Here is a 21,037-nt window from a genome sequence, read left to right as displayed (position 1 = left end):
CGTTTTTCTCTCGTGTCATTTCAGAACCGTGAGACGAGGTATCTGGAATCTCTTACGGCACAGCAAGACTTCTTGTTGCGTTCGCTCTTCACTGTAGGGAATGATGAACAAAGCGTTCGCGTTTTCTCTCGTGTCATTCCAGAACTGAGGGACGAGGTGTCTGGAATCTCTGTTGTTGTTGTGAAAAGCAAAAAGGTTGCCTCGGGCAACCTTTTTCATAATTAATCAATAGATAATAAGGTGTTAGCGTGTTTCCAACTCTGTGAATATAGCCTCAGCATCTACCACACTGCCAGAAATCGATAGAGTGTTAAAAGGCACTAAATCTGTCGGGCTAGAAGGCTTTTTAACAAGCAATTCTGGATAGACTTTTGATTCGTTCATTAATAGCGACTTCAGCTCTTTCACTGATAGGTCAGGGTAGCGAGACCACACTAAAGCAGCGACACCTGAAACCACAGGTGCTGCCATGCTGGTACCACTTTTCGAACCGTAAGTGTTGCCCGGTGTAGTTGAAAGAATTCGATACCCAGGAGCAAATACATCAACTGATTCTTGTCCGAAGTTACTGAAGCTTGCCACTAAGCTTTGGTCTGCATATTTTGCTGATGCGCCCACATCTAACCATGTTGAGATAGGCTTTGAGCGGTAGTGCTTAGCGTAGCGGTTTGGAAAGCTTGGTTTAATGTCATTGTCGTTACGGCTGTTACCCGCGGAGTGAACAATCAGTACGCCTTTACGAGCGGCATAACGGAATGCATGGTCAACAATGTACTTGCGAGGTGAGTAGCTTTTACCGAAACTCATGTTAATGATCTTTGCACCATTATCGACGGCATAGCGCACCGCATTGGCAATGTCTTTATCTCGCTCATCCCCATTTGGCACCATACGCACTGCCATAATTTGTGCATGGTCTGCAACCCCATCGATACCGATAAAGTTGCCGCGTTCAGCAGCGATGATACCAGCTACGTGAGTGCCGTGAGAGCCGACAGGCCCCTTAACATCGTTGTTACCGTAACCTTTTTCCCAAGGGTTATTGATGTCATCTAACACGATGTCGCGACGAGTATCGAGCTCAAGATTTAAATGGAAGTCTAAAGAGTCTTGATAGCGACTACGACGAGATTCCAAGTATTCAAATGAGTACCAAGATTCAAATAGGCTAAGTAGGCCTTGCGCCGCTGCAACGACGCTAGCGTTTTCGTTATCTAATAGCGTTTTTAAACCATTAGTCGAAAAGTCTTTCTGATCAACGTATTGAAGAATCTCTTGTTTGTATTCGTTGGCTTGGTCAATCGCGGTAGTGACACGATTTAACGCATCTTGGTCGTCTTTTAAAGAGGAGAGGTAGTCGGACTCAACGCCTTCATAGTACTTACGCTTTTTGCGTGGAATCCAATGTCCATTTTCTTTCAGTTTCAGGTACTTCTTGTATTCTCGTGTGACCTCTAATGTATCTTGGTCAACGTTAATCCCTAAAGAGTTTCCGAGAAAGTTCCATCCGTGAATATCATCGATGTAACCATTGCCATCATCATCGATACCGTTATCTGGGATCTCGCCCTTGTTCGTCCAAAGCTTGTTTTTTAGGTCTTCATGTTCCACATCAACGCCCGAATCAAGAACAGCCACGATCACTGGCTCTGGCTTTAGTGGTGGCATAAGGTAGTCATATACCACGTCAGAACCTACTCCTTGAAGCCTTGTGTAGCTCGCAGATAGATTGAACCAATCGCCGCGCTGTGAATCAGCAGAGCTCATCATTCTCATTGAGAAGAAGGATGGTTGGATGGGAGCTTTAGAGTAGTCCTCAACAATCGTACCTTTTACATCTTGTATGAATGGCGAATTGGAGATGTGTGGCGTAACACTCTCTTCATTGACAGTTGTAGCGGTGGCGTGTGCTGAAGCGATGATAGCTAAAGTAAGAGTTGTAAGTCTGTATCCGTATTTCATCTGTGTAGCGTCCTTATAGTTATGCGGCTAAAACTGTTTTTAAACGCAATGCGTAAACACGCGTTTAGCCAGTTTAGTGAACGGGAAAAGCCCGTTCAAAAAGCAGTCAAAAGGTAATATGCAATTAGATTTCTATCATTCGCTTGGTCAATGAAATGGTATTGAGATCTCACTGTGTTCGATTTTTAAGCTTTAAAGTTTGAGCTAAATTCTATTAATAAATTCAACATTTATAAAATGCACGCTGAAGGTTAAACTGCTTAAAAATCAATTGATTAATTTGTTATTTAGCAGGCGGGAAGGTTTTCATTGAGCCAGTGAAAAGGAGGGGGATAAGGAGCTCGATCTTCTTATTGGAGGAACAGAACGAGCATCCCAAGTGTGTTTGGTTGGTTCAACCTTATGGTTATTTTAGAACGCTACTCATTTGGACTAAACACAAAGTTAGCATCAATAGCAAAATGGTCGGATAAGTGCCAACTTCCCCAAGTCTCAGAGTTTAGTCTTTGGTTGAGTTTCACCGTATTTGTATTACTTACTGCTCGTCTGTGCACTCTACTTACAAAAACGTAATCCAGATACTCTACATCAGCACCACCTGAATACTTATAAGCAGCGTAAGGGTTAATCGTCGGATCAAAGGTTGCACGGGTGTAGCCTCTGAACTCTGGAGGATCAACATCTAACGTAGCAAGCATCAAAAGGTATTCCAAGAAGTCACTATTTTTGTCGATGTTGAAGTCTCCAGCATAGATCACCGCTTCGTTAGCAGGAATGTCTTTGGTCAACATAAAGGTTCGCATTAGACCGAGTTGTAGGCGTCTTAGACGCTTAGCTGAAGGTGTGTTGAAAGAGGCAAGGTGTGTATTGAAAATGTGGTATATCTCGCCATCCTTGTTTATCTTGGTATATACAACGCCTTTGTCTGCGTAGCAGTCAGTGCCTGTACAGTGTTCGAAGACGATACTATCGGTGTCGATGATTGGATGTCGGCTAAATGTCACCACACCGCCATCGTACAGCGCATTACTGTTACCACCAACCACCTCTGTTCTGTATGGATATTCGTCCGCTAACTTATTGAATAGAATGTCTCTATCGGTAGAAAATGCTTCTTGCAAAGTGAGTACATCAAACCCAGAAAGGCTATGGCTCATGATGCTTGCTCGGCCTGCAATATTGGAAGACACAGAAGGAAGCAACCATAAGTTATATGATGCAACGTTTAGGATGTTTGGTTCATATTCTGTGTCATTGATTGTATGTTCAGACACAACAAATTCAACGTCGTCAAAACCCGATGTGTATACCGCTTTAACGCCGAACTCAGAGTGATATCCATCTTGATTATATCGATGAAGAATGTATGGGTTGTAGTCAGTCATCATACCTTGACCTTTATAGCCATAAGACAACGTCGAGCCTGAACTATGACCAACCAACTTAAGTTGAGCGACTGGTTCTTGCGGTTTGACTTCCCATGTTCCCTCATCAGTCAATCGTGATATTGTCAGAAAGTAATCATATGTAGCACCATTCACAATTCCATAATATCGATTAAAATCAGCCACTTTAGCTTTTTGATAGGGCCAAATTACTAAGTCATTTTCTGATAGCTTGTATTGGTAACCATTGCTCACGGGAGCACTGGTGTCTAATGAAAAGTTTATCAATATGGGTTTATCAGTGCGGTTTATATAGTAAAGTGATGTAGCATATGCCTGGCTCGTTATTACCCAAAATATCAGTGTTAAACACAGGTTTTTAATCATGTTTCTTCCTTTGATTACATTCCTAAAATCGAAGTCAGAAAGTAGCCCTCATATGCACTTGGTTGCAATTTGGTTGTGTTGGTTTTGTGCTGTGTAACGGATATGTGATCATATTGTAAATTTTGTGAAAAAATACACCAATTTATAGTAACTTATGATTATTCAACCTATTTCGAAGTGCATTTAATGACGACTTATTTTGCTGGTTTCTCCCTCGGACTTTCGCTGATCCTTGCGATAGGTTCTCAAAATGCTTTTGTACTCAAGCAAGGCCTAAAGAACCAACATGTTTTGGTCATTTGTACTGTGTGTGCTGTCTCTGATGCGTTACTGATTAGTTTTGGCGTCACAGGCTTTGGAGCTATTGTTCAGCAGTTTCCTCAAATCGAACTGATTGCTCGTTATGGTGGAGCAATGTTTTTGGGTGTGTATTCATTTTTAAGTTTCCGCTCTGCATTTACTGAAAATCATGCGCTAGAAGCAAGTGCTGAAACCAAAGACTCGTTAACCAAAGCGATAGCCATGTGCGTTGCGTTTACTTGGCTAAACCCACACGTCTATCTTGATACCGTTGTGCTGTTAGGTTCTATTTCAACTCAATATCAACCAAATCAAATGTTATTTGGGGCGGGGGCGGTGTCGGCTTCTTTCGTGTTCTTTTTTTCGCTCGGTTATGGTGCTCGATTCTTGGCGCCTCTGTTTAAGAACCCTAGAGCCTGGAAGGTGTTGGAATTTCTCGTGGGTGTGATAATGGCATCTATTGCAATATCATTAATTGTTTAACTGGCCTTATTTCATTATTTCTAAAAAAATAGAATTTTCTTTCGTCTTTTGTTGTTGATGTTCGTCTTAGAGATGTAACTACAAATTAATGACCTGATACGGAGTCAACGATGATTAAACTGATTAGCTTTAAAAACTGCCCATTTGTTCAACGTGTAATGGGGGCTCTAGTCATGAAGAAAGTGCCATTTGAAATCGAATACATTGAGCTTAACAACAAGCCGCAGTGGTTTTTGGATATTTCCCCAAATGGACAAGTGCCTGTGCTAGTGACTGAAAACGACACGGTATTGTTTGAATCTGATGCGATTGTTGAATACCTTGATGATAAATACGCCCCTATTGAAGAGGTAACAGCCGAGCAAAAAGCATTGGACCGTGCTTGGTCTTATCAAGCAAGTAAACATTACATGCCACAATGCGGAACGATGGGAAGCAAAGACAAAGAAACTTTTGAAACACGTTTGGCTAATCTTCAAAAAGCGTTTCTAAAAGCTGAAAATAAATTAGGCGATACTCAATTCTTCAAAGGGGATTACATCTCGAATGTCGACATAGCTTGGCTGCCACTATTACACCGCGCATCGGTGATAAAAGATCGTTCAGGTTTTGATATGTTAGAAGGCTTCCCTAAAGTGCAAGCGTGGCAGACCGCTTTGATTAAGTCGGGCTTAACGGAGAAAACGGTACCTCAAGACTTTGTGGAGAAGTTTAGTGGTTTCTATTTAACGAATACTTATTTGGCAAGCCTTGCGGAAGTTCATTAATATTATATTCATTATTTTAAATATAATTTAACAGGGTTTTATTCTGAATGGTTGGAAAGGATAAAATAAAGCTCACTCTATTAATCAATAGTGTGAGCTTTTTGTTTTCTAGGAAGGGGAGAGTTAAGTAATAGCTAGAATGTATAAGCCACTTTATATAACTGCATGTGTGATTAAATTACTGATTTAAATGTATTTGTTTATGATAGGTGCAATGTGGATATTGTAACTCTTAGTTGTTTTTTTGCTTTTGCTCTATTTTGTCTCATAAATAAGACTATATAAAATTCGCTAATTATTCGCTTGGTGAATGAAAAATGTCGTGATAACTTCCCAATCACTCCGCAAATGAACAGTGTTTTATTGTTTATTAGGAGTCGCTTGAATAATTTATTTAAACAGTATCGCAACCGTTGGAATAGTGTCGGAAACCTATTAATAGTTGATGAACGGTACTGTGGGACAAACTAAAAAGGGTATTTTCATGCTTAAATCAACATTTCTATTAGGCCTAGTTGGCTTGGTTTCACTTCCTACATTTGCTGCTGGTATTGAGGGCGGTCCATACATTGGTGCTGGCCTTGGTGTACATCAAGATTCGGACACAGATGGTGGTGGCAATTTAGACGCTGAAAGCATGGGATACAGTCTTTACGGCGGTTACCAATTTAACCGTATTGTCGGCATTGAACTTGGCTACACGGACTACGCTGACTATGAATCATATGGTACTAAGGTGTTTTCACCAACGTCTCTGTCTGTCGCAGCAAATCTTGGTTATACCTTCGACAACTCAATTCGCCCATTTGTACTAGCAGGTTTAAGCTACGTTGATCTGAATGCAAACAGCTCTAATGCATTTGATGATGATTCTGGCGCAGGTTTCCGCTTCGGTGTTGGTGTGGAATACACTCCAGTGGATAACCTAACACTTCGCCTGATCTCGCAAGCGGATGCAGTAAACATCGAATTCTTCGATAGCCGTGGCAATAGACTGCAAAGCCGTGATGTCGCATTTAGCACAGTAACACTGGGTGCTTCTTACAATTTCTAACGCATGTTGAGACTTGAAATTGTTTATAGTTGATACGAAAGCCGCTCTGATTATGAGCGGCTTTTTTGTAGCTATAGCCTATGATGCGTTCATGCGTAAAATTAGTTGCTTTTCACAAGCTTATAAAAGGGAATTGTATGAGCGATTTTGGTAGATTATAGGTATTACCGACTTCCAGTGAGCAGCAATGAAGATTCTTCACACGTCCGATTGGCACCTTGGCCAAAACTTCTACAACAAAAGCCGTAAGAATGAACATGAACGTTTCTTACAATGGTTACTTGAGCAAGTTACTGAACATGACATCGATGCGATCATCGTTGCTGGTGACATTTTCGATACCAGTACGCCACCAAGTTACGCTCGTGAGATGTATAACAAGTTTGTTGTCGATTCGAACATGATCGGCTGCCAATTGGTACTGCTAGGCGGAAATCACGATTCCGTTTCGGTCCTGAAAGAGACCCAACAGCTGCTCAAATACATGGGTGCTGACGTCATCCCAAATACCAACGAAGATCATGCGACTCAGGTTGTTGAACTCAAGGGTAAAACGGGCGATGTAGAAGCGCTTGTGTGTGCCATTCCATTTATTCGTCCTCGCGATGTGCTGACCAGTCAAGCCGGTGTAACTGGTGTTGAGCGTCAAAAACAGCTTGGCGATGCAATCAAGCAGCACTACCAAAGTGTTTATGAAGCAGCGGTCGCTAAGCGCTCTGTCTATGAAAACCATGAGCACATGCCAATCATCGCTACGGGACACCTTACTGCAATGGGTGTTCAACAGTCAGATTCTGTACGTGATATTTACGTTGGTAACCTAGATGGCTTTGCTGCGGACGGTTTCCCTGATGCCGACTACATTGCTCTTGGTCATATTCACCGCCCACAAGTAGTGGCTAAACGTGAATACATTCGTTATTCCGGCTCTCCAATCCCACTTAGCTTTGATGAGCTTAAATCTCAAAAGCAGGTGTGCGTGGTTGAGTTTTCTGAAGGCGAACGAACCATTTCTCAATTGGCTGTCCCGACATTCCAACCGCTTGCTGAAATTAAAGGCGATTTGAGCGAGATAGAGTCTCAACTAAATCAATATATTGGTTTGGATGGTGAACAAAGTCTCTGGTTGTCGATAGAGGTTCAAGCTCAAGATTACCTATCTGATCTACAAGAGCGTATGCGTGCATTGACTGAAGGCTTGAATGTGGAAGTACTGCAGCTGCGCCGCGCAAGAGAGCGTCGTAATCAAGCGTTGGAGCAAGAGTCAGCAGAAACTCTGTCAGAACTGAGCCCGATGGACGTGTTTACCAAGCGTATTGCCTTAGAAGAGTTCGAAACTGAATCTGAAAAAGCTCGCTTAGAGCGAATGACGGTGAAGTTTAAGCAAGTCATGGTCGAAGTGTCTGAAAGCGCTCAAGCAACAAACAAAGTAGAAGAGTAACGAGTATGAAGATTTTAAGCCTAGAATTTGAAAACCTAAACTCTTTGAAAGGGCGTTGGAAGCTCGATTTTACTCAATCACCGTTCGCAGAAAACGGCCTGTTTGCTATTACGGGTCCAACCGGTGCGGGTAAAACTACTATTCTGGATGCGATTTGCTTGGCGCTATTTCACCGCACACCTCGTTTGAAAAGTATCGCGAAGGGCAACAACGAGCTGATGACTCGCGGTACGGGTGAGTGTTTCGCTGAACTTGAATTTGAAGTGCAGGGCAAAACTTACCGTTCTAACTTCCACCAAAAGCGAGCTCGTGGCAAGCATGATGGTGCACTGCAAACACCAACATGTGAATTTGCGGATGCAGACAGAGATAAAGTCTTAGAAACCATGTTAACCAAGAAGACCAAGTTAGTTGAGCAGGTGACTGGTTTGGACTTCTCTCGCTTTACTAAGTCGATCATGCTGTCTCAAGGCGAATTTGCCGCCTTCTTAAATGCCAACGCAAATGACCGAGCCGAGCTTCTAGAAGAGTTAACCGGTACCGAGGTCTACAGCCTAATATCAGAGCGTATTTATGATCACTTTAAGTCGAGTGAACAATCACTCAACCACCTGAAAGCGAAAGCAGAAGGTGTGAGTTTACTGTCTGATGAGCAGATTCAAGAGCTGACAACAGAGCGTGACACGTTAGAAATTGAACAGAAACGTTTAGCTGAACAATTAAAAGAGTGGCAAGCTCACCTTAGCTGGTGGAAAGACGTGACCAAAGCGCAGCATACTATTGCGACCAGTGAACAGGATTTAAAAACAGCGCAAGGTGACTTAGAGCAAAACCAATCATCCTTGGTTCGTTTGGCAAACAGCGAACCCGCTGAGAAATTGCGACCGTTGCACAAAGACCTAAAACGCTGCGAGCATGAGCTCAATCTTACGCAGATTAACCTAGATAACAGTACCAAGCTGCTCGCAGTGCGTGAGACCGAGAAGCTAGATGCCCAAACTAAGCTGGCTCAAAGTAGCGAAGCGGTTGAAAAAGTTAAAGCGGAGCAACAAGATCAAGAGAGGATCATTGAGCAAGTCCGCCCACTCGACAACCAAATATCGGTACTCAAAGACAAGCATACCTCGGCAGTTAATGCCGCGAATACGCTGAACGAACAACACGCGCAGCAACGCAATCAACAGCTTGTGTTGGCGCAACAGATTGACGAGTTGAAACAGCAAGAAAAGCTGAGCGCCGAGTACCTAGAGGCACATAAGGCGGACCAACACCTCGAAAAGCACCTAGGTCAGTGGCAAGCTAAGGTTGAGCAAGTACGTACGTTAGAGTCTCAGCATTCACAGCAACTCAATTTGGCCAAACAAACCTATACGGCGCTAGAAGCTCAGCAAGCAGTGATTAAAAACGCACAGCAAACCAAAGCATCGCAAGATCAAGCTCTGGCTGAATTGGTGCTGGCCGAGAACAATACCAAGCAGCAATGGGAAGCGTTACACGCGAACACCAGTGAAACAGCGTTACTCGCCCAAAAAGAGTTGTTGGAGCTTTGGAATCGCAACACTCATTCGTTGTTTGAAATCAATCGTGGCTTTTTAAACGCACAGCAACAGCTACACGTTAAAACACAGGCACATCAAACTAACACCCAGTTGGTCGACAAGCTTTCAAAAGAACGTGAAGTGTTGGTGGAGCGATATAAAGAGCGAGAGACTTCGCTTGAGCGTTTAACCTTGTTAATAGACCAAGAAGGAGAGTTAGCTAAGTATCGTGCGAAATTGGAGTTTGGCTCTGAATGTCCGCTGTGTGGTTCTACTGAACATACCATTGAGCAGTCACAAGACATGGCGAACTTGGTTGCTCAGCAAGAGCGTGAAAAACATGGGTTAGCGGTCATTAAGAAAGATGGTCAAGAGCATCGCCAACAGTTGGATTCTCTTGCTCCTATGATCACAGCACTAAGCGATGATATTCAACGAGCACAAGCGGATACCCAGCAAGCTCAACTTAATTGGCAATCTGTAATAGGTAAGCTTCAACAGAGTTTGTCTGACTTTCCTAATGTGACGCTGGAGTTAACACTGCTTTCTGTGACTGACTTGGGGAATGAGATGGCGGTGACGGCTTTCGTTGAGCAATGCGAGCTTCACGTAAATCAAACCCAGCAGCAGCTGAAAGTCTTAGTGGATGCTAAAAACAGCTATGCCGAGGCGGAAAAACAACGTTTATCAGCGAGTGTTACGGCTGATAAAGCCCAAGCTAATCTTGTGTTAGCGGAGGAGCGCCTCAACGACCTCAATAAGCAAAACCAAGTCGCGAATGAGCAAGCAGCTCAATCCACGCAAGCCAAAGAGCAACAATGGCACTCACTCAAAGAGAGTATTGTGGGAACCTCGATTGAGGCACCTGAACTTGAGCACATTGATGCTTGGTTTGCTGAAAAACTGCAAGCCTCAAACACATGGCTGCAAACCAAACAGCAACAGGCTGAACTAGAGAAGCGTTTGATTACCGAATGTGCTGAGCAAAAAACACTGGATGACAAGCTAAGCAGTGCGCAGAAAGAGCTGGATGCGTTAAGCAAAGAAAGCGAATTGCTAACAGCCGAGTTAGCTCGTATTAGTGGTGAAAGAACACAGTTGTTTGGTGAGCAAGACATTCAAGTCGCAAGCCAAGCAATGAAGCAAAAGGTAGCAGATGCAGTCAAGGCACTGGACGCGGCTCAGCTGGTTCTCAATCGCTGTGAATTGGAACATCGAACTGAACAAACCAAACATACAGGTTTTTCTGATGAGTTAACCGCGAAGCAAACAAGCCTCACGCAAGCGAAGAATGTTTGGGTTGAAGCTTTGCATGCGAGCCCGTTTGAAGAGGAAGTTGATTTTGAAGCGGCACTGCTTGATGAGGAGTTGCGAACTCAATTACAAAACCTTAAGAAGTCTCTGGATGAAGCAATTGTCAGTGCACAAGCAAGGCTGAATACGGCAAAAGCCGCGCAAGTGGAGCTACAAAACCACGAAAATGCGCAAACATGGCAAGAACAAGATCAACAGCTAGTGGAGCAGGCAACGGCTGAGTGCCAAGAGGCTCAGCAAAGTCATGCGAGCAAAATTGGCGCAATTTCTGCGAACCTTGAAACTGATCGTCAGAACCGAAGTAACCAGCAAGATCTGTTTAAGCAGATCTCTGAACAACAAGTCGAGTTTGATGATATTTCTCGTTTGAATTCGCTGATTGGTTCTAAGAACGGTGACAAGTTCCGCAAATTTGCCCAAGGCTTAACACTGGAAAACTTAGTGTATTTAGCGAATAAGCAACTTCAGCGTTTGCATGGTCGCTATGAGCTGAAACGTAAAGCTGACGACGGCTTAGAGTTACAGGTACTCGACACCTGGCAGGGCGATGTAATGCGCGATACTAAAACTCTGTCTGGTGGTGAAAGCTTCTTGGTGAGTTTGGCGTTGGCACTCGCGTTATCTGATCTTGTGAGCTACAAAACCAGTATTGATTCACTGTTCTTGGATGAAGGCTTTGGCACGCTTGATAGTGACACGCTAGACATTGCATTGAACGCACTCGATAACTTGAATGCCTCAGGCAAAATGATTGGCGTTATTAGCCACGTTGAAGCTTTGAAAGAGCGTGTGCCTGTGCAATTGAAAGTGACGAAACACGCAGGCCTTGGCGTTAGCGAGATGGAAAAGCAATATAAAGTGGTTGCTTAATATCGTAGAGATTGGTTGGTATTCAAAGCCTGCCTGTTGAGTTGAAATGGTTCCAACCTCAGTAAAGCAGATCCCCAACTCAGTCGTTCCTCCTTCTCGGGGATGGCGGAGTGGTGGTTTTTAGTAGAGGCAAGCGAGCTTGGATGTGACAACTAACCTCATTCCCTATCGCGAGGTGCTAGCGCAATCGGTAGTGTTGTTGTGAGCTCTTCAACGAACTAGACCTATATATGGAACCGACATGCACAAAAAACCGCACCTCCCAACAAAGACATGTCCTGTATGTCAGAAGTCATTTGCATGGCGCAAGAAGTGGGAGCGCTGCTGGGAGGAAGTGGTGTACTGCTCTGAGCGTTGTCGACGTAATAAACCTAAACAGGGTTAGATTTTGTTAGCACAGCCTTCGTCATTCCCTAAAGCGAGGGACGAGCGCAGTAGGGAATCTCACCCACGTTTAGCCAAAGTCTTAAAGAGATTCCCGACTCAGTCGTTTCCCCTTCTCGGGAATGACGGTGAAAAGTTATGGAGTGGACTATTGCGTATACTTCCTACTTGCACAGTACTTAGTCATCGTCATGTCCATGTGTTCGGATGTCCCGCGTGAGTGTAATAGACTTTGGATGCTTAATTGCCTCTTGGGCATTTATAAAAGGGTTCGACATACTTAATGTCGTCATTCCCTAAAGCGAGGGACGAGCGCAGTAGGGAATCTCACCCACGTTTAGCCAAAGTCTTAAAGAGATTCCCGACTCAGTCGTTTCTCCTTCTCGGGAATGACGGTGAAAGGTTCTGGAGTGGACTATTGCGTATACTTCCTACTTGCACAGTACTTAGTCATCGTCATGCCCATGTGTTCGGATGTCCCACGTGAGTGTAATAGACTTTGGATGCTTAATTGCCTCTTGGGCATTTATAAAAGGGTTCGACATACTTAATGTCGTCATTCCCTACAGCGAGGGACGAGCGTGATAGGGAATCTCAGTGAGGTTCCGAAACTCCCAACCTTTTACTTCTAATTTACCAAGATAATTGTTCACCGTTATACGCGTAGAAATGACCGCTTTGCTCTGGTGTGGCGGTGCGAATAATGTCGACGAGCTGATGTGCCACGTAAGCCGAATCAAATAGCTTGCCTTCCGGTACATTTGCTTGAAAGGGTTTTGACAACGCAGTATCCGTCGTCCCTGGGTGCAGCGCTAATATGGTGCCTTTCTTAATGGTTCGACCCCATTCAATTGACATGGTTTTAATGAACATGTTGAGTGCAGCTTTTGATGAACGGTAGCTATACCAACCACCTAATCTGTTATCTGAAATGCTACCAACCTTGGCGGAAACCACCGCAAACTTGGGGTTGTCGCTTGCTTTGAGAAGTGGAGTGAAATGCTTAGCGAGCAACAAGCTTGGTAGGGTATTCACAGACATGTTTTTGAGGAAGAACTCTGGGTCGATGGACGAAAGGTTCTTTTCAGGTCCTAGTTCTGGCGTATGTAACATCCCAACGCAGTTAATCAGCCAATCGAGTTGATCAAATTGAGATCGTAATGCGGCAATATCGGATTCTTGAGTCACGTCAACCTGGTGCCAAGTCAGGCGTTTGTCATCAATCTCAGGCTTTTTAGAATGGTAAGTCGCAGCAACACGAATATCGAGAAAATCAAAGCGAGACAGTTCAGAGAGTAGGTGTTTAACTACGGCGAGACCAATGCCGCCACTACCACCAATAACCAATATATGTAGTCTGAGTTGCTCCACCATTATAAGTTCTCCAAATTAGTTAGTCGTTGTTCTGCGGTATCTAGTATCGCTTGCTGTTCTTGTTCATCCATGTTGTCCCAAGAACGATAAAGCATTCCCATGCGAGGGTTTCGATTTAAGGCATCGCGGTGTTGATTCATAAAGCGCCAATACAAACTGTTGAACGGGCATGAGCTTTCACCAGTGCGCTCTTTAATCTTGTAATGACAGCCTTTGCAGTAGTCACTCATGCGATTAATGTACGAACCGCTCGCAGAGTATGGTTTGGTTCCGACGATCCCGCCATCCGCAAACAGTGCCATACCTCGCGTATTTGGCATTTCAACCCATTCAATCGCATCCACGTAAATGCCGAGGTACCAGCTGTCGACTTGGTCTGGTGCAATGCCTGTGATTAAGCAGAAGTTGCCTGTAACCATGAGCCTTTGGATATGGTGGGCATAAGCAAACTCTAGAGACTGATCAATTGCGTGTTTCATGCAATTCATCTTTGTGTGACCATCCCAAAAATAATGGGGCAATGCTCGGTCTGCTGAGTAGTGGTTCTTGCTGGCGTAAGCTGGCATGTTCGCCCAATACACCGCGCGTATGTACTCACGCCAACCCAAAATCTGACGAATGAACCCTTCAACCTGTGCAATATCGATAGTGGGTGCTCCTTGCTTAGAAGAAGCGTGATAAGCCGAAAGAGCTGCATCAATAACTTCGCTAGGGCTAAGAAGCTTACTATTTAACGAGAACGAGAGGCGGCTGTGGTACAAGCTCCACTTTGAATCGTGTTCCACCGTCATTGCATCTTGAAAGTGACCAAACAGTGGCAGACAAACTTGGCAGAAGTGAGCGAGCAAAGACAAACTTTGTGCACGATTCACAGGCCAAAGTAGTTGGTCACCAACTTGTCCTATGGTCGCTACTTGATGGCGTTCAATACGCTCTAAGATGGATGAGATATCGTTGGCAAACACCAAGGGTTGTGGCAGGTTTACGATGTCTTGTTTCTTGAGCTTTTTACGGTTGTTTGCATCATAGTTCCATTTGCCGCCGACTGGTTTTCCATCGTTTAAGAGAATATCGAAACGCTTTCTCATTCGACGATAGAAATGTTCCATCATGATGTGTTTGTCTTTCGGAAACTGTTCTTCGATTTCGGCAAAAGGAAACATGAAGTGCTCGGAGTCGCAGCTCCCTTTAACAGTGTTAGGTAATTTGAGCTTGTTAAGTTGTTCTAATAGACGATATTCGTCTGGTCTTTGGTATTCAAATTTCTCGGCGTCAAACTCGTTTGTGTAGTGCTGAAGCACGGCATCGAGATCTCTAAACTGCGCCGTATCATCCAAGGTTAGATGCAAAACTTGGTGCCCACGTTGTGTTAGCTCTTCAGCGAAATAACCCATAGCAGAGAAGAACGCCGCCACTTTTTGGATGTGCGAGGCAACATAGTCGGTTTCCTGCTTAAGTTCGGCGATTATGTAGATTACGTCATCACTAACATGATCAAACCAAGAGTGCTCTATATTGAGCTGGTCACCTAAAACTAGGCGTACAGTTTTGTATTTCATATTACGTCCTGATATCGAGTTGACGTTGAAGCTTCGTGTTCCCGGTGCCACTTGCTGATAAAGGCGTGCTCTGGGTCATACATTTCTGTCTGCTTAACAAGATCGAAATGACGGGGTTTAGGTTGTGATTGATTGGCTGCACTTGGTTTGTTGGCGTTTTGCGTAGCCTGTGAATTTAAAGCTCCAGCGATATAAGCCCAATTACCCCAATTAGACGCCACATCGTAATCAATGAGTTGGCTTTCGAAATAGGCGGCACCGTGACGCCAATCAAGACCGAGCTCGTGAATCAAGCAGCTCGCCACCAGCTGTCTGCCTCTGTTAGACATATATCCCGTTGCGTTAAGCTGGCGCATGAAGGCATCGACAATAGGATAATTGGTGTTGCCGCTTTTCCATTTGGAGAAGCTTGATCCCGAAGTGGTATCGAGCAATTGTTCATTGGGCAGGTCACTAGATTCTCGACCAAACAATGATGTCCCCAGCGTTAAACACTTCCAGTAGAAATATTCACGCCACAACAACTCAAAATAAATCCAGTAGGTAGAATCGTTCGCGCCACGATGCGCTTCGAATTGCTTTAAGTGGCGGTAAATAGTTTTTGGCGAAACACACCCTAGTGCTAGCCATGGCGAAAACTTAGTTGAGTTCTCGATGCCATCTAATGCATTTCGAGTCTGTTTGTAGTTTCCGGCGTAGTCATGTGAAAAGTAGTTTTCTAAGTGGATTAACCCTGCCGTTTCACCGCCTACGTAGTCGCCTGTTTTTGAGTCATCTAATCTAAGTGTCGGCTCTCTGTAAGAGCCAGTAGCCGTGTGTGGTGTAGGTGGAAGGTAAGTTATCACGCGCTCTTCTGTCTCAATCTCTAAATGTTCAACTTGAAGACGGAACTTGGTGAACGAACGAGGCAACTTGGACAGTTCGAAGGGGAACGCATCACTCTCAAACAGAGTAGTGTGATGCTGCTGAGAGATGAACAAATCAGGACACTGCGTTAACGTATCGATTATTAACTGTCGCTCGTCATAGGCACAATGCGAATTGGCAAAAAAGTGTGTCACATGCTGAGATTTGATGAGTTGAACTAAGTTCTCGTTAGTATTTTGGTCTAACACAAAAAGGCGTTGTCCAAGGTGTGACAAGCTCGAGGCTAAATCATCAATAGACTGTTTAATGAAAAGGTGACGATGCGGCCCGTTTTCCTGTTCTTGTGAAAGTCGGACTGAATAGGTAGAAAGCTTTGGTTCAATTGCAACACACAGTAGCTCATCGACGATCTGCGACGCCTGATAAAGTAGTGTGTTATCGTTGATTCTTAAGTCATTTGTAAAAAGATAGAGACCAATCTTTTTCATGCTTACACTCGTGAATTGTTAATTATTAGACGCTTACGAGTTGATACGCTAACAAGATCACAAATGATGTAGGGAAATCGGTAGTGCTTAGCCAGAGAAAAAGGGACGAGCACAGAGGGTATTCAGCCAACCGAAATATGCCAACCAATAATACCGATAGAGGTTGGCAATTCTGAACGTTTTAACCGTTTAACAGGTAGGCGCTATTCCATTGGAACAACCAAGATATCGATCGGAGAAGTATCGATTATCTGTTTAGAATGGGAAATGAGCTTGTGCCAAAAATCATGGTGATGGCCGCACATCAATAGGTCAACGTTATTTTGTGAGATAGTATTCTTGAGCTTATCGTTGAGATCGCCCGTACCTACAAAAATATGCTTAATAGGGTGCTTTGCGTAAGCCTCGAACTCTTTCAAGTGGTTAACGGCATCTTGATTGATGGGTAGATCCCCGTCGTTTGCTTGAATATCAACCAGCTCAGGGTAGATTTCTCCATGAGTACCATCGATGTAGACAAACGAAATACCCGCATCGAGTTTATCCGCAAAGAAAGTCGCTCTATCAATCAATATCTTGGTGTCGTCAGACAGCTCAACGGCGACTAGAATATGTCGGTATTCCATAATTTAAGCCTTTTGTTGTGGGTTATGTAACAAGCATAGTTTTTGTTAGCGCAAATGATATCGAAGAGGTCTCATATTAAGGAAAATCATCATTCAAAGATCTTATAAAGGCTTTCTTGTATATAGCGCTTTGATTGATAAGAAATTTACAAAAGGTTGATATAGTGGATGAAGCGCTAGCTTATGCTGTAGATAGGCTTGAAAGTTCAATGCGCCACCAATGAAGAGGCATCAATGACAGCATTACTCACCATTCCCACCCGAACACTTGGATTTGATTACGATATCGAGATTCGTGATTGGTCACAAAAATTGGTTGGCTTCCATGTGTTTGAAGACGGACGACGTCCACTCGATGGTGGTATTGGGCTAAGCCTTAATCTCATAGAGCAATTTGATGTTAACGGGCGATGGTTAGAAACTCTGCCAGCACGCTACCGTGAAATCACAGATAACTTTCCAGAATATCAGTACCAAATGTTATGGTTGGCGGCTAACACCTATGAAGCCGCGCAACTGTTGGAACTGCGACCTGTGATCTTGGCGCTGATTTGCATGAAGTACAGTGTTGATAATCAGAAGGCTTTGGAACTGAGCCGTTTAGGGCAAAAGAAGATCCTGACTAAGCTTGGTCTAGACAGCAGTAAAGCGACGCTAAAGTTTATTGATAAGCTTGAGCTGCATTATAACGTTGGCGATGAACTCGACCATATCGTGCGAATTTTAGAGCCGCTGCAAAGACGTGTTCTGAAGTTTAAGCACTATTCGAAGGTTGGCTACACGGCACTACGCTTAGATCAGGTACATCCATTTTTAACCGGCAGTCGATTGGGTATTGCAATGGTTGAAGAGGGTAGACTCAATTCTCCGTCGAAGATGGCGATGTTCCAAGATGCAATATTGTTGGGACAGGATTTAGAGATTGATGATCCTTTACGTTCAATAACCAGTCAGAACTCGTTCGCAATGTTCGAACAACTCCACGACCGTTGGAGTGAGCAACGTCAAATGCGACGTTTAGAAGGCAGTCGCCCTATGGACATGGATATCCCGTATCCGGTTCCTTTGCTAGGTAATGATAACATTCATCCCATTATGGATTACTTTGATCTTGAGAAAGAGGGCATCGAGCAAAAGCACTGCATTGGCGTGTATCATAATCGCATAATGAGTGATCGCTATGTGGTGTTTCGAATGATGAAACCTCAGCGCTTAACCATAGGTTTACGTCGTGTTCCAAGTAAAGCGTTTCCTTTCGAGATTGACCAAATCTGCGGTAAAAGAAACGCGCCACCGACTGAGGCAGCTCGCCAAGTGATTCACGATTGGTTAGAAGCGAGCAAGCAAATGTACCCTAATCAAAAATGGGTAAAGTAGACTGGGTAAAGTAGAAGGGAAGCTATATGTATCAACAAGGCGATTTATGCCCACATTGTGGTTTGATTATTGCGATGCCAACAGACTTACAAGCGGAATGCTTAGGTTGTGGAGAAGAGATTAGTCAAGACGCAGACTATGATCATTATGAGGAAGAAGAGTAGCGTAATACTGCTTTTAGTGATTTGCTTAACTCACTGGTTCTCATTTCTATCGTTCGTATTTAAAAAGGAAGTTTAAATGCAAAAAGTCGTTTTTAGACAATGTGTCCAGCATTCTCCACACTGGCAAGAGCTCGAGCGCCTTTTTCAAAGTGAATGGGCGGACTTTGAGTTTAAATCGGCCTATCCAGAACACTCGGACCCAACCAACACTCATCTACCGCCAGTTATCGTGGTTATTCGCGAAAATGTTGTCATCGGTGGTTTAGCGTACTCCCATTTTCAAGAACCTCATCAAGTAAGGGATATCGTGTGGATTAATGCTGTTTATGTTGATGAGAAATGGCGAGGCCAAGGCATTGCGAGTGAATTGATTAAGCGAGCGGTTGAACAAATGCCAGCCTTCTACCAATCTAAAACCGCAGAACACTCTGCGTCTGACCTTTATGCTTATACCAACATACCGTCTTTGTACCTTTCTCTCGGTTGGTCGATCGTTAACATCAATACCGACCCAGACCATCATGTGGTGTGTGTTTCTTTTTGAGCAAACGTATCGGCTTACGATGTTAAAAGTGTTTAGTTTTATGTAAGAAACAGAGCAAATATCGCCAATAAATCAAACAACTAGACGCTGATTAAAGCTATCAATACGATTTATTACAGCAGTTGTTGAGCACGAAGCCTATATTGACTAGAATGACGCACTTTTTTTATTTACGTACATACAGGTAATGAACATGAGCGATACTAATTCAAGACCAGCTTTACCAGATCATCTTGCAGGCAACCCACGCAGCCCACACCACGTGGCTGAGTGTTTCGAATACCCAATCGGTATCCGTCTAAATGGTAAAGAGCGTACTGATGTTGAAGAATACTGCATCAGCGAAGGTTGGGTGAAGATTCCTTCTCCTAAAGCACTTGATCGCTTCGGTCAGCCAATGCTTATTACTCTTAAAGGCACTGTAGAAGCTTACTACATCGAAGAATAATAGATGGTTGTAGCTGACTCAGCTGCCGAATTCTGTTTATAGAAGGGTCTAGAGAAATCTAGGCCCTTTTTGTATGCATCGTTTGGATTAGTAGTGTTTACCAAGCAATACCTGCACCGATGGAAAACTCTAAATCTTCTCCTTCGGCTTTATCAAAACCTGCGGTCACAACGAAGCCTGTGTCCGTAATATAGGTTGCATCTAAGCCACCAACTTGTTTTGTCGCGCTATCAGAAAGCTCGTGTCTTTCGAAAGTAATATCCGTGTGTGTTCGTTTGATCCCGTAGCCGGGTGTGATGTACAAGTTATCAGTGATACCGATCGGTGCATGGAACTGATATTCGTTGTCGCGTTGTTTGTACTCGTAAGCCCCGTCATCCTCGTTATATGCCGAGCGTGTAAACTCAACACCATAACCAACGGTTCCCGGACCACGGTATTTCACATAAGAAGCAGACCAATCTCTCCAGCCTCTTTCAGCAGATAGGCCAAACGTAACGGCTGTTTCTTCTTGAGTCTGTTCGAAAGCGTTAACATGAGATGTAGAGAACAAAAGAAGGGAAGCTAACACTGTAAAGGGAAGGGCTTTGATAATCATTGGATCGCTCGCTTATGTGTACTTAATAGAGACGCATATCGGTGATATGGAACGCCAGTAAATGAGTAACCTAGTCGGGATCGTCCTTGAGTTGTTTTTGTTATTTGTTTCCGTTGTTCTTGTTTTGAACAGGCACTCTCCAATTGAAAGAGTGCCTGCTCTATGGGGTGTCATTATCGTGAGGAGTCAAAGTCCACTACTTTAAAGTGCGTAGTTTGTTTACCTGCATCTTGGTACGTACTTTTGTCACTTCAGCATGAGTAGGCAGTTTGTCTTTAATTTTGTTCTTGATGTCGGCAACTGGGATAAAGTTCCACTTACCATCATGATATTTAACAACAAATGTTTCACGGTCTATTTCTTCACGGAAAATCCAAACACCATCGTCTAAACGTTTAAAGTCTCCAATCACGTTACCGTTGGTGTCTCTCACTGTCCAAAACGTGTATTCAGTGTCTTGGTAATTATCTCTAGTACCATTAATTTCTTTGTCACCTGCAGTTACTTTGACATGGCCATCGTTAATTAATATTTCACCGACTCGTATGTCGTTAACATATATCCCGTATAAGGTTTCACCTTCGTAGTCTCGTTCTTTCACGGCGCCAAGCTTTGCGTCGTCGTGACCTTTATTGAAAAACGGAATGTCACCGATATCTGGGATGTAGACGAAACCTAGATCAGCTTGTTCAATGATATCAGCGATATTTTTTGAATCGCCTTTACCATATCCAGGGTCGATATTATCAAACCCATTGTCGACATCACTATCAGAGTCGCCGTTTCCAAAACCTGGGTCGATATTTTCATAGCCGTGATCCCCATCGAATTGCGGTTGTGCGGGGTCTGAGGTTCCGCCAGATGAGCAACCCGCAAGAACGGCAGTAAGGACTAGCGCGATAAGTGATTTGTTCATGATGTTTCCTATCGTTGGGTTTGTTCTAAACAGGTGATGCGCAGAAAGTGTTTCACACAATATCAATAACTTTGACTAACTGGTCTGCTGCATCGCTTGAAGTGAACGATACGGAAACTGGAGTGATCGATAAATAAACCAAACGTTAGTTTTAACATCACGATTCGTTATGTATTAGCGAACCAAAAGAA

Annotated in this window: 19 protein-coding genes; 11 read left to right on the top strand and 8 right to left on the bottom strand. The window is 43.7% G+C overall.

Features of this window, described 5'->3' with window-relative positions:
- Positions 1-225: hypothetical protein (locus tag F0228_RS25770; protein WP_216619390.1), on the top strand; the 225-nt coding region annotated here is incomplete at its 5' end.
- Positions 226-243: 18 nt separating this feature from the next.
- On the opposite strand, the gene F0228_RS24500 is transcribed toward F0228_RS25770, so the two are convergent.
- Both F0228_RS24500 and F0228_RS24495 read right to left on the bottom strand, forming a co-directional pair.
- On the bottom strand, positions 244-1,962 hold the full coding sequence (locus F0228_RS24500; RefSeq protein ID WP_171762970.1) for a S8 family peptidase: 1,719 nt from the start codon (positions 1,960-1,962) through the stop codon (positions 244-246).
- A 419-nt stretch (positions 1,963-2,381) separates the two neighbouring features.
- On the bottom strand, positions 2,382-3,734 hold the full coding sequence (locus tag F0228_RS24495; RefSeq protein WP_171762969.1) for a sphingomyelin phosphodiesterase: 1,353 nt from the start codon (positions 3,732-3,734) through the stop codon (positions 2,382-2,384).
- 186 nt (positions 3,735-3,920) lie between these two features.
- Here F0228_RS24495 and F0228_RS24490 point away from each other — a divergent pair, with 186 nt between their 5' ends.
- From F0228_RS24490 to F0228_RS24465, 6 genes are all read left to right on the top strand, one after another.
- Positions 3,921-4,517, top strand: a complete 597-nt coding sequence (locus F0228_RS24490) for a LysE/ArgO family amino acid transporter (protein WP_061031425.1) — start codon at positions 3,921-3,923, stop codon at positions 4,515-4,517.
- A 110-nt stretch (positions 4,518-4,627) separates the two neighbouring features.
- A complete protein-coding gene (locus F0228_RS24485) occupies positions 4,628-5,284 on the top strand; it encodes a glutathione S-transferase family protein (protein ID WP_061031424.1) in 657 nt (218 codons plus the stop codon).
- A 484-nt stretch (positions 5,285-5,768) separates the two neighbouring features.
- Positions 5,769-6,338 carry a porin family protein gene (locus F0228_RS24480; protein WP_105057840.1) on the top strand — a complete coding sequence of 190 codons (570 nt, stop codon included), beginning with the start codon at positions 5,769-5,771 and terminating at the stop codon, positions 6,336-6,338.
- Positions 6,339-6,525: 187 nt separating this feature from the next.
- On the top strand, positions 6,526-7,779 hold the full coding sequence (sbcD, locus tag F0228_RS24475) for an exonuclease subunit SbcD (protein WP_171762968.1): 1,254 nt from the start codon (positions 6,526-6,528) through the stop codon (positions 7,777-7,779).
- A 5-nt stretch (positions 7,780-7,784) separates the two neighbouring features.
- Positions 7,785-11,501 (top strand): AAA family ATPase, encoded by a 3,717-nt coding sequence (locus F0228_RS24470; protein ID WP_171762967.1) that lies wholly within the window; start codon positions 7,785-7,787, stop codon positions 11,499-11,501.
- A gap of 241 nt (positions 11,502-11,742) precedes the next feature.
- On the top strand, positions 11,743-11,886 hold the full coding sequence (locus tag F0228_RS24465) for a DUF2256 domain-containing protein (protein ID WP_081090296.1): 144 nt from the start codon (positions 11,743-11,745) through the stop codon (positions 11,884-11,886).
- A gap of 632 nt (positions 11,887-12,518) precedes the next feature.
- Here the strand turns inward: F0228_RS24465 and F0228_RS24460 are convergent.
- The 4 genes from F0228_RS24460 to F0228_RS24445 form a co-directional block, all read right to left on the bottom strand.
- Positions 12,519-13,259 (bottom strand): SDR family oxidoreductase, encoded by a 741-nt coding sequence (locus F0228_RS24460; protein ID WP_105057059.1) that lies wholly within the window; start codon positions 13,257-13,259, stop codon positions 12,519-12,521.
- Positions 13,259-14,818, bottom strand: coding sequence for a cryptochrome/photolyase family protein (locus F0228_RS24455; protein WP_171762966.1), 1,560 nt, complete (start codon positions 14,816-14,818; stop codon positions 13,259-13,261). The genes F0228_RS24460 and F0228_RS24455 overlap by 1 nt, the downstream gene beginning before the upstream one ends.
- Positions 14,815-16,173: a DASH family cryptochrome gene (locus tag F0228_RS24450; RefSeq protein WP_171762965.1), complete on the bottom strand. Its 1,359-nt coding sequence runs from the start codon at positions 16,171-16,173 to the stop codon at positions 14,815-14,817. The genes F0228_RS24455 and F0228_RS24450 overlap by 4 nt, the downstream gene beginning before the upstream one ends.
- Positions 16,174-16,376: 203 nt before the next feature.
- On the bottom strand, positions 16,377-16,799 hold the full coding sequence (locus tag F0228_RS24445; RefSeq protein ID WP_061031418.1) for a universal stress protein: 423 nt from the start codon (positions 16,797-16,799) through the stop codon (positions 16,377-16,379).
- 234 nt (positions 16,800-17,033) lie between these two features.
- Between F0228_RS24445 and F0228_RS24440 the strand changes: the two genes are divergently transcribed.
- The 4 genes from F0228_RS24440 (at position 17,034) to F0228_RS24425 (ending at position 19,332) form a co-directional block, all read left to right on the top strand.
- Entirely contained in the window at positions 17,034-18,176 is a 1,143-nt protein-coding gene (locus F0228_RS24440) for a PcfJ domain-containing protein (RefSeq protein WP_061031417.1), read from the top strand.
- A gap of 26 nt (positions 18,177-18,202) precedes the next feature.
- Positions 18,203-18,340 carry a hypothetical protein gene (locus F0228_RS24435; protein WP_171762964.1) on the top strand — a complete coding sequence of 46 codons (138 nt, stop codon included), beginning with the start codon at positions 18,203-18,205 and terminating at the stop codon, positions 18,338-18,340.
- Between the two features lie 76 nt (positions 18,341-18,416).
- A complete protein-coding gene (locus F0228_RS24430; RefSeq protein ID WP_061031416.1) occupies positions 18,417-18,884 on the top strand; it encodes a GNAT family N-acetyltransferase in 468 nt (155 codons plus the stop codon).
- 193 nt (positions 18,885-19,077) lie between these two features.
- Positions 19,078-19,332, top strand: a complete 255-nt coding sequence (locus F0228_RS24425; RefSeq protein ID WP_004739610.1) for a DUF3297 family protein — start codon at positions 19,078-19,080, stop codon at positions 19,330-19,332.
- A 97-nt stretch (positions 19,333-19,429) separates the two neighbouring features.
- Here F0228_RS24425 and F0228_RS24420 read toward each other — a convergent pair whose 3' ends face one another.
- Positions 19,430-19,930 carry a hypothetical protein gene (locus F0228_RS24420; RefSeq protein ID WP_116870485.1) on the bottom strand — a complete coding sequence of 167 codons (501 nt, stop codon included), beginning with the start codon at positions 19,928-19,930 and terminating at the stop codon, positions 19,430-19,432.
- Positions 19,931-20,126: 196 nt separating this feature from the next.
- On the bottom strand, positions 20,127-20,846 hold the full coding sequence (locus F0228_RS24415; RefSeq protein WP_116870486.1) for a membrane lipoprotein lipid attachment site-containing protein: 720 nt from the start codon (positions 20,844-20,846) through the stop codon (positions 20,127-20,129).
- Positions 20,847-21,037 lie beyond the last annotated feature (191 nt).

This window comes from Vibrio sp. 99K-1 (assembly GCF_013114585.1).
Classification (GTDB): domain Bacteria; phylum Pseudomonadota; class Gammaproteobacteria; order Enterobacterales; family Vibrionaceae; genus Vibrio; species Vibrio chagasii_B.
Note: the sequence above shows the minus strand (reverse complement) of the source record. Positions and strands in the feature narration are given on the sequence as shown.

What these genes read in the sequence shown, in the direction of transcription:
- F0228_RS24500 (WP_171762970.1), bottom strand. Translation starts at nt 1,962, where the DNA reads ATGAAATACGGATACAGACTTACAACTCTTACTTTAGCTATCATCGCT.
- F0228_RS24420 (WP_116870485.1), bottom strand. Translation starts at nt 19,930, where the DNA reads ATGATTATCAAAGCCCTTCCCTTTACAGTGTTAGCTTCCCTTCTTTTG.
- F0228_RS24455 (WP_171762966.1), bottom strand. Translation starts at nt 14,818, where the DNA reads ATGAAATACAAAACTGTACGCCTAGTTTTAGGTGACCAGCTCAATATA.
- F0228_RS24465 (WP_081090296.1), top strand. Translation starts at nt 11,743, where the DNA reads ATGCACAAAAAACCGCACCTCCCAACAAAGACATGTCCTGTATGTCAG.
- F0228_RS24435 (WP_171762964.1), top strand. Translation starts at nt 18,203, where the DNA reads ATGTATCAACAAGGCGATTTATGCCCACATTGTGGTTTGATTATTGCG.
- F0228_RS24480 (WP_105057840.1), top strand. Translation starts at nt 5,769, where the DNA reads ATGCTTAAATCAACATTTCTATTAGGCCTAGTTGGCTTGGTTTCACTT.
- F0228_RS24440 (WP_061031417.1), top strand. Translation starts at nt 17,034, where the DNA reads ATGACAGCATTACTCACCATTCCCACCCGAACACTTGGATTTGATTAC.
- F0228_RS24460 (WP_105057059.1), bottom strand. Translation starts at nt 13,259, where the DNA reads ATGGTGGAGCAACTCAGACTACATATATTGGTTATTGGTGGTAGTGGC.
- F0228_RS24470 (WP_171762967.1), top strand. Translation starts at nt 7,785, where the DNA reads ATGAAGATTTTAAGCCTAGAATTTGAAAACCTAAACTCTTTGAAAGGG.
- F0228_RS24490 (WP_061031425.1), top strand. Translation starts at nt 3,921, where the DNA reads ATGACGACTTATTTTGCTGGTTTCTCCCTCGGACTTTCGCTGATCCTT.
- F0228_RS24430 (WP_061031416.1), top strand. Translation starts at nt 18,417, where the DNA reads ATGCAAAAAGTCGTTTTTAGACAATGTGTCCAGCATTCTCCACACTGG.
- F0228_RS24415 (WP_116870486.1), bottom strand. Translation starts at nt 20,846, where the DNA reads ATGAACAAATCACTTATCGCGCTAGTCCTTACTGCCGTTCTTGCGGGT.
- F0228_RS24425 (WP_004739610.1), top strand. Translation starts at nt 19,078, where the DNA reads ATGAGCGATACTAATTCAAGACCAGCTTTACCAGATCATCTTGCAGGC.
- sbcD (WP_171762968.1), top strand. Translation starts at nt 6,526, where the DNA reads ATGAAGATTCTTCACACGTCCGATTGGCACCTTGGCCAAAACTTCTAC.
- F0228_RS24495 (WP_171762969.1), bottom strand. Translation starts at nt 3,734, where the DNA reads ATGATTAAAAACCTGTGTTTAACACTGATATTTTGGGTAATAACGAGC.
- F0228_RS24445 (WP_061031418.1), bottom strand. Translation starts at nt 16,799, where the DNA reads ATGGAATACCGACATATTCTAGTCGCCGTTGAGCTGTCTGACGACACC.
- F0228_RS24485 (WP_061031424.1), top strand. Translation starts at nt 4,628, where the DNA reads ATGATTAAACTGATTAGCTTTAAAAACTGCCCATTTGTTCAACGTGTA.
- F0228_RS24450 (WP_171762965.1), bottom strand. Translation starts at nt 16,173, where the DNA reads ATGAAAAAGATTGGTCTCTATCTTTTTACAAATGACTTAAGAATCAAC.